The sequence below is a fragment of the Paenarthrobacter sp. 4246 genome (assembly GCF_040546855.1).
Taxonomy (GTDB): domain Bacteria; phylum Actinomycetota; class Actinomycetes; order Actinomycetales; family Micrococcaceae; genus Arthrobacter.
This window is the reverse complement of the sequence record NZ_JBEPOP010000013.1, coordinates 95631-106825: the sequence shown is the minus strand read 5'-3', so window position 1 is coordinate 106825 and position 11195 is coordinate 95631. Positions and strand designations below refer to the sequence as shown.

The 11195-nt window shown below is 64.8% G+C and carries 7 protein-coding genes; all 7 read left to right on the top strand.

Going from position 1 to position 11195, the window contains the following annotated elements:
- Positions 1-32: 32 nt before the first annotated feature.
- Positions 33-1004 carry an AAA family ATPase gene (locus ABIE35_RS20280; protein WP_354517695.1) on the top strand — a complete coding sequence of 324 codons (972 nt, stop codon included), beginning with the start codon at positions 33-35 and terminating at the stop codon, positions 1002-1004.
- Positions 1005-1094: 90 nt separating this feature from the next.
- Positions 1095-2498, top strand: coding sequence for a DUF58 domain-containing protein (locus ABIE35_RS20275; RefSeq protein ID WP_354517694.1), 1404 nt, complete (start codon positions 1095-1097; stop codon positions 2496-2498).
- On the top strand, positions 2495-4990 hold the full coding sequence (locus ABIE35_RS20270) for a transglutaminase TgpA family protein (RefSeq protein ID WP_354517692.1): 2496 nt from the start codon (positions 2495-2497) through the stop codon (positions 4988-4990). The genes ABIE35_RS20275 and ABIE35_RS20270 overlap by 4 nt, the downstream gene beginning before the upstream one ends.
- Positions 4983-6569 (top strand): RDD family protein, encoded by a 1587-nt coding sequence (locus ABIE35_RS20265; protein WP_354517690.1) that lies wholly within the window; start codon positions 4983-4985, stop codon positions 6567-6569. The genes ABIE35_RS20270 and ABIE35_RS20265 overlap by 8 nt, the downstream gene beginning before the upstream one ends.
- Positions 6566-7492: a PP2C family protein-serine/threonine phosphatase gene (locus ABIE35_RS20260; protein ID WP_354517688.1), complete on the top strand. Its 927-nt coding sequence runs from the start codon at positions 6566-6568 to the stop codon at positions 7490-7492. The genes ABIE35_RS20265 and ABIE35_RS20260 overlap by 4 nt, the downstream gene beginning before the upstream one ends.
- Entirely contained in the window at positions 7479-9473 is a 1995-nt protein-coding gene (locus ABIE35_RS20255; RefSeq protein WP_354517687.1) for an FHA domain-containing protein, read from the top strand. The genes ABIE35_RS20260 and ABIE35_RS20255 overlap by 14 nt, the downstream gene beginning before the upstream one ends.
- The gene (locus ABIE35_RS20250; protein WP_354517685.1) at positions 9470-11173 is read left to right on the top strand and encodes a serine/threonine protein kinase; all 1704 of its coding nucleotides are present in this window, start codon (positions 9470-9472) and stop codon (positions 11171-11173) included. Before ABIE35_RS20255 ends, ABIE35_RS20250 begins: the two co-directional genes overlap by 4 nt.
- Positions 11174-11195 lie beyond the last annotated feature (22 nt).

Genomic DNA, 11195 nt, shown 5'->3' with positions numbered 1-11195 from the left:
CACTATTCATACATAAGGAACAGGATCAACCGATGACCATGACAAACGAGCAGGCCGCGTGGTTTGCAGAAACGTTCGAGAAGCTCGTGGCCAATGTGGGCAAGGCTGTCCTCGGCAAGGAACACGTCATCCGGCTGACCTTCACGGCGATGCTGGCCGAGGGCCATATCCTGTTTGAAGATGCACCGGGCACGGGTAAGACCTCGTTGGCCCGCGCCCTGGCTGCAACAGTCCAGGGTTCGCACAACCGCATCCAGTTCACGCCTGACCTTCTGCCGTCCGACGTGACAGGTGTGACCATCTACGACCAGAAGACCCAGAAGTTCGAATTCCACAAGGGCCCGGTGTTCAACAACATCGTCCTTGCTGATGAAATCAACCGTGCGTCGCCGAAGACCCAGTCCGCGCTGCTGGAAGTCATGGAAGAATCCCGGGTGACCGTGGATGGAACCACCTATGAGGCAGGCCGGCCGTTCATGGTGTTGGCAACCCAGAACCCGATCGAGCAGGCGGGAACGTACCGGCTGCCGGAAGCACAGCTGGACCGCTTCCTGATCAAGACGTCCATCGGCTACCCGGACCACGCCTCCACGGTGCGGTTGCTGGGCGGGGCCAACCTGAAGGACCGTTCCAAGGAGCTCACCCCGCTCATCACCACCCAGGCCGTGGCCGACATGGCAGACCTCGCGGCCACCACCCACGTGGACACGGCTGTGCTGGAGTACATTTCCCGCCTGTGCGAGGAGACCCGCAACGCCTCCGAGACCCGCCTTGGTGTTTCTGTGCGTGGTGCACTTGCCATGGTTCGTGCCGCCAAGGTGTGGGCCGCGGGTCAGGGCCGCAACTTCGTGCTTCCGGATGACATCAAGGAACTGGCACCCGTGGTGTGGACCCACCGTTTGGTCATGGATCCTGAGGCGGAATTCTCCGGTGCAACGCCGGACGTTGTCCTCACCCGCGTTCTGGCCGACGTCGCCGCCCCGCAGCAACGCGCCACCGCTTAGTCCGCGCAACCGCTTAGTCCGCGGCACCGCACGAGCCAGTTCGGTTCATCGCACCCCCACCTGCACCCCAGCTCAAACAAAGGCCTCCACATGTCCTCCAGCACACCCCTGACCAGGGCTGCTGACTCGTTCAAGCGCGCAACGGCCGCCGTGAGCGGCAAGATTCGCGGCGTCCGTTCATCCCGCAACCAACCGGGCAGCCGCCCTGGCCGGAACGGGAAACCGGGCAAGCCCAGTTCCCTGCACCCGGCCGCCGTGTGGGCCGAAGCCGCGGGAACAGCCGGCGAGTTCCTCTCACCTGCTTGGCGCAACGTCCGGGCAGTGTGGCTGAAGTTCGTGTGGCCGGTCCTCGCCGTGGTGAGCCTGCTGGGCTGGGTGGTCCTGACTGCTGCAATCGGGCTCTGGTGGGCGGGACAGGCTTGGGGCTGGCAGGAAGCGAAGTCCGCGGCAATGGTGGCTTTCCTGCTGTTTGTCCTGGCCATTGCGTTCATTGTGGGCCGCTCGGCGTACGGCGTGGTCCTGGATCTCGCCCGCACGCGCGTCGCTGTGGGCGACGACGCCGTGGGCAGCATCGCCGTGTCCAACGTTTCCACCAGGCCGTTGTTGCCCGCAGCGCTGGAGCTTCCGGTGGGATCCAACACCGCCGTGTTCCACCTGCCGCGCATGAAGCCGGCACAGGTGCACGAGGACCTGTTCACCATCCCCACAGCCCGGCGCGCCGTGATCGTGGTTGGTCCGGTTCGCTCGGTCCGTGCCGACCCCCTCCACCTTCTCCGCCGCCGCGTGATGTGGACGGAACCTGTGGACCTGTTTGTCCATCCCCGCACAGTGTCCTTGGGCAGCTCGGCTGCGGGCTTCATCCGCGACCTTGAAGGCATGCCCACCACTGAGCTGTCCAGCGCCGATGTCTCTTTCCATGCCCTGCGGGACTATGTCCCCGGTGATGATCGGCGCCACATCCATTGGAAGACCACAGCGCGGACCAACAAGCTCATGGTCCGCCAGTTCGAAGAAACCCGCCGTGCACACCTCGCCATTGCGCTCTCCATCAACACTGACGAATACGATTCCGAACCGGAGTTCGAAATGGCCATCTCGGTGGCGGCATCCATAGGCCGCCAGGCCATCAGCGAACAGCGCGATTTGGACGTCCTGACCCAAAAGGGACCGCTCCGCTGCGAAACCGGCCGCAACCTGCTGGACGACGCCACCCGGATTGTCGGGGCGCCGATGCGGAAGACCGCCGTCGACCTCGCCCGGAACCTGTCCGACGCTGTCCCGAACGCCTCCGTCGTGTTCTTCGTCGTGGGCAGTCACGTCACTGCAACCCAGCTCCGTACTTGTGCCGCATCGGTGCCTCCTGGGGTCCGCAGCCTGGCGGTGCGGGTCCAACCCGGTGCGGCACCGACGAGGGCCAACATCGCTGACCTGACCGTCCTCACTGTCGGCGACCTGGACGATCTGGCCATTGTTCTTCGAAAGGCGGCAGCATGAGCACCGCACCGAATCTTCGCGTGCGTCCCCGAGCAGCCAAAGGATCCAGGTCAACAGGCCGTGCCAACCGCGCCGGCGGAGGGTCGATCTTTGCCGACGGCCGCCCGCTGTGGCACTTCGCCGTGGACTGCGGCGCCTTGGTGGTGTTGTTATTCCTGGGGGTCCTCGGATTCAGCCTGAGTTTCGGGGGAGACCCCCACTATCTGATCGCCGGCCTGGGCGGTGTGCTGCTTGGACTTGGCATCGCCGTCCTGAACGCCCATCTTCGCCTGGGCCTGCTGATTACCGCCGCCGTGACCTTCGGCGCCTACATGCTGTTTGGCTCTGCCCTGGCCGTCCCTGATTCAGCGGTCTTCGGCGTCCTCCCCAGCCTCGACTCGTTGCGAACGCTGCTGCTGGGCGTGGTGTTTTCCTGGAAGGACATGCTGACGGTCGGCGTTCCTGTGGGCACGGCGAACGGCATGCTCATTGTGCCGTTCCTCAGTTCGCTGCTCACCGCCTTGGCCGCTGGCCTGCTGACCTGGCGGCTGAAGAGCCCGTACTGGCCTTTGCTGCCTGTGTTGGCGTTGTTCGTCACGGGTATCGCCTTCAGCACCAGCGCCGGATTCCTCAACGTGGAGCGCGGTGTTTCCCTCACCATTGTCTCGATCGTGTGGGCGACGTTCCGCCGCGATGTCCTTCGGCAGCGGAGCACCAGGACTGTCTCGGCCAACAGGCCGGATTCCGACGCCGGTGCAGCGCGCCGCGGACAGCTCCGCCGGTTGGGGACTGCTGCAGCCGTGATCGCCGTCGCCGTCGGCGTCACCGCCATCGCGTCGCCGATTGTCACAGCCAGCGACGACCGGAAGGTGCTGCGCAACACGATCGTCCCGCCGTTCGATCCCCGCGACTACATCACTCCGTTGGCGAGCTTCCGGAACTTCGTCAAGGACGAGAAGGACAGCACGCTGTTCACGGTTAAGGGCTTGCCCAAGGACGCTCGTGTGCGCCTGGCCGCGCTGGATGCCTTCAACGGCCTGAACTACACCATGGATCCCAACAGCTCGGGCAACTTCAGCAAGGTGGGAGACGCCCGCTCGCTCAATACGCTGGCTGACACGGGGAGCCCAGTGAAAGGTACCAACTACACGTTGGACATCACTGTTGAGGATTACCAGGGCTATTTCGTTCCGGGGGGCCGGCACACCACCGGCATGAGTTTCGCGGATACGTCCGGCGCGGCGTCGGGTCTTTACTTCAACGCCGGCACAGACACAGCGGTGACCACCAAGGGCCTGGCCAAGGGCGAGAACTACACAGTCCAGGTCTCCGACCCCGGCACCCTGGAGCACGGCCAGCTGACGCAGTACGACTTCGCGAAGCTGACGCTGCCGGAGGCGCAGGAAGTGCCGCCGATCGTTGCCTCGCAGGCCAATGAACTGTCCGCCGACGCGCCGACGGCCATTGACCGTGTGCGGCAGATTGAGGCGCATTTCCAGAAAAGCGGTGCGTTCAGCAACGGCCTGGTGACCGAGGGACAGCTTCCCAGCCTCCCCGGCCACAGCGCCGCACGTGTACGCAACATGCTCTCCGCGAAGCAGATGCTGGGCGATGACGAACAGTACGCCGTCTCCATGTCCCTCATGCTCCGGCACCTCGGCATCCCGTCGCGGGTGGTGATGGGCTTCTACCCGGATCCCAAGAGCCCCGAAAACGGTGCCGGCGATATCAAGATCACCGGCAAGGACGTCCATGCCTGGGTCGAGGTGGCCTTTGACCGCGTCGGTTGGGTTGCATTCGACCCCACCCCGCCCAAGGACAATGTGCCCATCCCGCCGGACCCGGAGAACAAGTCCAAGCCCAAGCCGCAGGTGCTGCAGCCGCCGCCCCCGCCGCAGGAACCCGCGGACCTGCCGCCGGACTCCACGCCGGATGCCCTGGACGCGGACGAGAAGAAAAACAACCCCTGGCTCTTCTGGGGACCGCTGTTGGCAGCAATCGGTGTTGCGCTGATCCCGTTAGGGATACTCGCCTTGCCGCTGCTGCTCATTCTTCTGCTGAAAGCACGACGCCGGAAGGCGCGGTTCCGTGATGGCCATCCTGCCCAGCGGGTCGGCGGTGGGTGGAACGAAGTGATAAGCCTTGCCACCGACATGGGCGCCTCGATCGATACCAAGTCCACGCGGCGTGAATCCGCCACCGTTATCGCGGAGGCGTTCCCGAACGCCGGCGGCACTACCACAATGCTTGCCCACCGCGCAGACGCCGCAGTCTTTGGCGCCGGCCAGCCGAGCGAGGACGAGGTCAAGCACTATTGGGAGATCGTCGATTCGTCCTTGACCGACATCACGGGAAGCGTCGGTTTCTGGAAGCGGCAGCAGGCCCGGTTCTCGCCGCGGTCCTTGCTGTCCGATGGGCGGGCTGCCCTCCGGCGCCGGGATCAGGCGACCACCGATCCCTCGACGCGCCGCCGCTTCACCTTGCCGTTCAAGAAGGACACTACGAATGAATAATGAGGCCGAACTTTGCCCGGCCTGCAGGCATGCGGTCCTTCCAGGGGCCACGTTCTGCACGCAATGCGGATCGCCGTTGAGCAACCGTGGAGCCCGCAAGGAAGGGAACATCAACCACGCCCAAAAGGCGGCTTTGGAGTTCGCGACCCGGCAGGGCCTGCCCGATCCCGGTAGTATCTCGGTAGTGTCGGCGCCGGTGTCGCCGACGCACCCGGCGCCTCCGGGAACCACCAGGGCGCCGGACCGTATCACTGGGCCAGGGGGAGGGACCACCATGACCACCAAGCTCCACTTGGTGCCCGCATCTGCAGGCAAGAGGCTTGGGGCTGCCGTGCTGGACTGGCTTGGTCCCGTTGCGGTCCTGGCCACCACCTTCGCCATCGGCATCGCGGGCATCACGCAAACCCGCAGGAACGGCTTCATTGTCTATGACACTGGCCTGCTGGTCCTCCTGGGCAGCATCGGCCTGGGTGTGACGGTGGTCTACATTTTTGTGCTGCTTGCACTCGAAGCCAAGTCCGGCAACACCATCGGCAACCAGCTCATGGGAATCCGCAGCTCCGATGCCGAGGGCTACGCCCCCGGTGCCGGTGCAGTCTTTGTGCGGGGCATCATCACCGGCGGCGTCCTGCTCCTCGGCGGGATCGCCTCGGTGGTTCTTTCTGCCCTTGGCCTGATCACCCTGGTGCTGTGGATCGGACTTCCCTTGATGCTCCTCGGTGTTGTGTGGGCCGTCCTCGTGGTGGTTTCCAATGCCTGGGATAAGGACGGAAAGCTGCGCGGCTGGCAGGACAAGGCCGCGAAGTCTTTGGTGTTCGACGTTCATGCAGGACGCAACCCCGTGGCCACTGGGGGCATCCAAGGTCCCTACAGTTTCGCGCCGATGGATCTTCCGCCTGTGCAGCCGGTTGCTTCTCCGGTGCCCTCCGGCGCAGCGACTGGTGCCAAGGGACCCGGTGTCACTCCGTCTGCTGCCGCTTCCCCTGCTGTCACTCCGGCCAACTTTGGGCAGTCCGCGCCCGCGCAGGTGACCCCTGTGGTGCCCGCAGCCCAGCAGCCTTCACATGACCCCAACCAGTGGCGTCCGCCGTCGGCACCGCGGCCTACGACGGCCGCACAGCAACTGCCTCCCGTAGCACCCCAGCCCCAGGTCATCCAGCAACCGGCCGCGCCGGTTACCGGCTTTGCCGGCCACCCCGACGACGACGTGGAGCGCACCCAGATGCGCCCCGGCACTGCGCGGGCACAGGCGGTCCTGCGAATCCGGATTGATGACGGCCAGGACGTCCAACTCGGCGGTTCGGTCCTGCTTGGGAGGAACCCGGCTGCACAGCCAGGGGAAGCGGTAGAGCAACTTTTGCCGGTTGCCGATCCCGGCCGGTCCATCTCCAAAACCCACCTGCATCTGAAAGTGGATGGCGACGGCGTCTGGGTCACCGACCGAAACTCCACCAACGGCAGCGCCGTCACCACGCCCGACGGTCTCCAGACACGGCTCCATCCCGGCCAGGCAGTCTTGGTCCGTCCCGGTTCCACCGTTCACTTCGGGGACCGCTCCTTCCACCTAGGACAAGCATGAATTCACAGCCGGCCACCCCTGCCAACGCCGAAGCCGACGCTCCTTCAGGCGGGTCTTCCTTTGGCCTGAGTTACGGGTACGGGACGGACCGCGGACTGCGCCGTGAACTGAACGAGGATTCGTTCATCGCTGCAGACCCCGTCTTTGCTGTAGCAGACGGCATGGGCGGACATGAGGCCGGTGAAATTGCCAGCGGCATGTGTGTCCGGGCCTTGGGTAGTGCCCCCGAACTTGCTGCTGGTGTGCGAACCGCATCTGCAGCGGACTTGCAGGCCTGCCTGTTGAGGGCTGACGCAGCCATCCGCGACGCCACGGGAGCCCGCGCGGGAACCACGCTGTCCGGCGTCGTGGTGGTGGAACAGATGGGCTTGCCCTATTGGCTGGTAATGAACATCGGCGATTCCAGGACGTACCGCCTCAGTCAAGGGGAGTTCACGCAGGTGAGCGTGGACCACTCCGAGGTCCAGGAACTGGTGGATTCCGGGGACATCACCGCGGAGCAGGCAACGGTTCATCCCCGCCGCCACGTAGTGACCCGTGCCCTGGGCACCGGCGACGAGACCGAGGCCGATTTCTGGTTGCTTCCCATCCAGGAAGGTGACCGGATCATGGTTTGCTCCGACGGCCTCAATGGTGAACTGGGCGACGACCACATGTTCCGCATCCTCAGCACCGTCGCCCATCCGCAGGATGCCGTGGACGCTCTGATCCAGGCTGCCCTGCGAAGCGGTGGCAGGGACAACGTCACCGTCATCGTGGTGGACGCCAAGAACGTCATGAACGACGCCGGTATCGCCACCACTGCGCCCCGCCCCGAGGTTGTTTCCGAGGTTGAAGAAGACACTCTTCCACGGGCCTGGGTGAACGGCGCGGACGATGTATCCGCGCCTGACCAGGAGGAAGGCGTCGATGGCAAGCAGTGACCTTTCGCTGACCCGCTACCAGCAAGGCGACTGGTTTGGCGTTGTGCGGAACGGGACCGTGGTTCTCCTTGGCCCGGATACACCGCACGCGTTGATCGACGCCGTCTGGGAATTGCTGGCATCTGCTCCCGAGGCCCACGAGGTCCTTCACGAGGTGACGGATGCCTTTGGTGTTTCGCTGAGCCGCATCCCTCCGTTCGGGATCATCGACGCCAAGGACGCGCTGCGCGTGTTCCTCCGTGGTGATCTCGAATTGCTGGTCGAGTTGGAATCGGGCGCCGAACAGCTCACCGGCCGTGACGTCACCACCTGGACGGAGCGCAGGCTCGCGGGCGCAACTTCCTACAGCCTCCGGATCGGGGGCGGTTCCGCCTCCGGCATGCCGTTGAACAGCCTGCCCCTGACGGAGGGCGTGGTGCTGTTGTCAGTACTCGAAGCTGCCCCAGGCCAACCCGGCCCCGAGGTAGGGCCCGCAATCCCTGCAGCAGCCGTTCCGTTGGCGGAGCCAGCCAACGATGGAAAGAGCAAGCACACCGTCCCGGACAAGGTTTCCGACGAAACCATGATCGGCTACACCGAGGCGGACCTTGGCCTGACCATCGCACCAGGCCACTTGGGGCTGGGGCCGGAGTCAGCTCCTGGCGATGAACCTGTCAGTGAACCTGCGGCTGTCGGGCCTGCCGGAGAACCTGCTTCCAGACACGCCTCAGCCAGCGAAACCGCCACCATCGAGCCCGCCATCGCCGAGCCCGCCGCTGGCCTGTCTTTGGAGGATGGAGCTGCTTCACCGGCAGGTGCTTCGGCGGGGGAGCCCGCTCCGGAACCAACCGCGCAGGATTCAGCCGCGGAGGATTCAAGCGAGCAGAATCCAGTGGCGACGGACGTCCTCGAAGAGGCCGGTGAGCCCGTGCACACCAGCACCACCGATCCTTTGGTCCCCACGTTGGAAAACACCACCAACTACGATCACCTATGGGATAAGACGGTGATGCGCACCATCGAAGATGCTGCCGTCCGGGTGGATGACGACTCCGACGACCACGATGCCCCGGTGTCCAAAACGCCGGGTGCTCCGGTAGCCCCTGCGCCCATCCCGGAGGCACCTGCGGCAGAACCGCAGGATCCGCCATCGTCAGTCCCGGCACAACCGAGCCCAGTACCAGCAGAGCAGCATTCAGCGGGGCAACTCCCGGCCGCCCAGGGAACGGGTCTGATCGATTCCGTACCCTGGCTGCGGACCAGCCCTGCCGCGTCGGATGCTGGCAGTGCCGCACCGGCGTTTTCGAGCATGCCCGCTGCTCCACCCATCGGGTCAGCGCCTTCGCCAGGCATGGCCCCGTCACAGCCCAATGCGGAACCTGCCCCGCAGCTTCCGGGCGGCTGGCCATCTGCACCGCCCGCAAGCGTCGTCGACGAAGATTCAGACCATGACGGCCAGACCATCATGAAGAGCAGCCTTGCTGCCGGGAACGACGACGCAGCCAGACCGGCATCGGCTGCTCCGGAAGCTGCGGTTGCCAATGGACCAAGCGTATTGGCACGGGTGTGCTCCCAAGGGCACGCGAATCCACCGACGTATCCGCAGTGTTCTGTCTGCGGCACGGCGCTGTCCGGCGATGCGGAGCAGGTCCCACGTCCCCGTCTTGGCCGCATGCGCCTTTCCACGGGAGAGCTAATCGATCTTGACCAGTCGCTGATCATTGGACGGCAACCTTCCGTCTCCCGTGTCCAAGGCGGCACCATGCCCAAGTTGGTGCAGGTGGAGAGTCCCGGAGGGGACATTTCCCGCTCCCACGTCGAGGTGAGGCTGGAGGGTTGGCACGTCATGTTGTGCGACCTGAAGGCAACCAACGGAACAGTGTTGATCAGGGAAGGACAGGCCCCCCGCCGCCTTGCCCAAAACGAAATGGCCATTCTGCTGGACGGCGATATCGCCGAGTTGGGTGACGACATTTCATTGCGTTTCGAGGAGATTCTTTGAGTTCCAAGAGGCCCCCCGCGCCGCCTCCACCCATTCCAGGATTCCAGTATGTGAGCCTGCTGGGCTCCGGTGGTTTCTCGGATGTCTACCTGTATGAGCAAGACCGGCCCCGCCGAAAAGTAGCCGTTAAAGTGCTGCTGTCAGATTTGAAGACCGAGGGCGCGCGCCGACGCTTCGAGTCCGAGGCGAACCTGATGGCGCAGTTGTCGTCGCACCCGTACATTGTGACGATCTTCGAAGCCGAGATCACGGAGAGCGGCCACTCCTACCTCGCCATGGAGTACTGCTCCAGGCCAAGCCTTGATGTCCGGTACCGCCGTCAGCGCTTCAGCGTGGACGAGGTCCTGGCCGTCGGCATCCAGGTGGCGTCCGCCGTCGAGACCGCGCACCGTGCCGGCATTGTCCACCGGGACATCAAACCGGCCAACATCCTGGTCACCGACTACAACCGGCCCGCACTGACGGACTTTGGTATCTCCGGCACCATTGGCGCCGACACCGAGGACGACGCCGGCATGTCCATTCCGTGGTCGCCGCCTGAGCAGTTCCGGGGTGGCGCGGTGGACGGGGTTCCCGTTGACATCTGGGCGTTGGGTGCCACCCTCTACACCCTTCTGGCAGGCCGTTCGCCTTTCGTCATGCCCGGGCAGGACAATTCGCAGCGCGAGCTGATTTCGCGCATCACCAACGCGCCCCTTCCCAGGCTTGGCCGGGCGGATGTTCCGGAGTCCCTGGAACTGGTCCTGGCCACGGCCATGGCGAAGTCGCCGGGGTCCCGATACTCGTCAGCGCATGCTTTTGCCTTGGCGCTCCAGCGGGTCCAAACAGAGCTGAACCTGTCCCAGACACCGTTTGAGGTGCTTGAAGAACCCGGGCACGGCGACGACAATCATCCGGACGACAACTTCGAGGAAACCCGGGTCCGGAGCATTGCTTCGATTGATCCGGACGCTTCCGGGACGGCCACCACGGGATCGGCGCCCACGTTCCCCGCCCGGACCTTTCCGTCCACGGTTCCCGGCGCCACCCAAGCTCCTGCACATCTTTCCCCGCCCCAAACGCACCCGGGCGGCGCCCAGCAAACCCCACCGCAATTCCACGCGCCCGTCCGGGACCGGAGCGTGGTGGAGGAACCCGACGTCGCCGAATCCACGGTCCTGCGGGGCTGGCAAGCTTCGCCGGCTGTAGCTGATGTTGATGCAACCGTCAGCCGGTCTGCTGCCTCCGCCGGGGCGGCGGCAATGGAAGACGATGTCCCGGCAGTTGACCACAGCAAGCGCAACCTATGGCTCGCCGCCACGGGCGCAGCGGTGCTGGTGGTCGCCGTCGTGGTTGGAATGGTCCTGGGTTCGTCGGCACAACCGAAAGTGGCCCCGACGGAAACTGCGAGCAAGGCCCCGGCCGATCCCTTGGACAGTGGCAGCGTCCCCGACGTCGAGGCACTGGCCGCGGCGCGGGATACCAAAGATCCGAACATCATCGTTTTTTCCTGGAAGAACCCGCAGCCCAAAGAGGGCGATACCTACAAGTGGCGCACCAAATCGGCTAAAGCTGACGGCGCCTATGAGACAACGCAGACGGAGAAGGCATTCGTTTCAGGCTTTGGCGAACCGCCCATTTGCGTGCAGGTCATCATTGTCAGGTCGGACGGCAGCGCATCGCCTGAGGGGCCGGGCTCCATCGCTTGCCTGGACGGGTAGCCGGCATATGACACTTACTTAC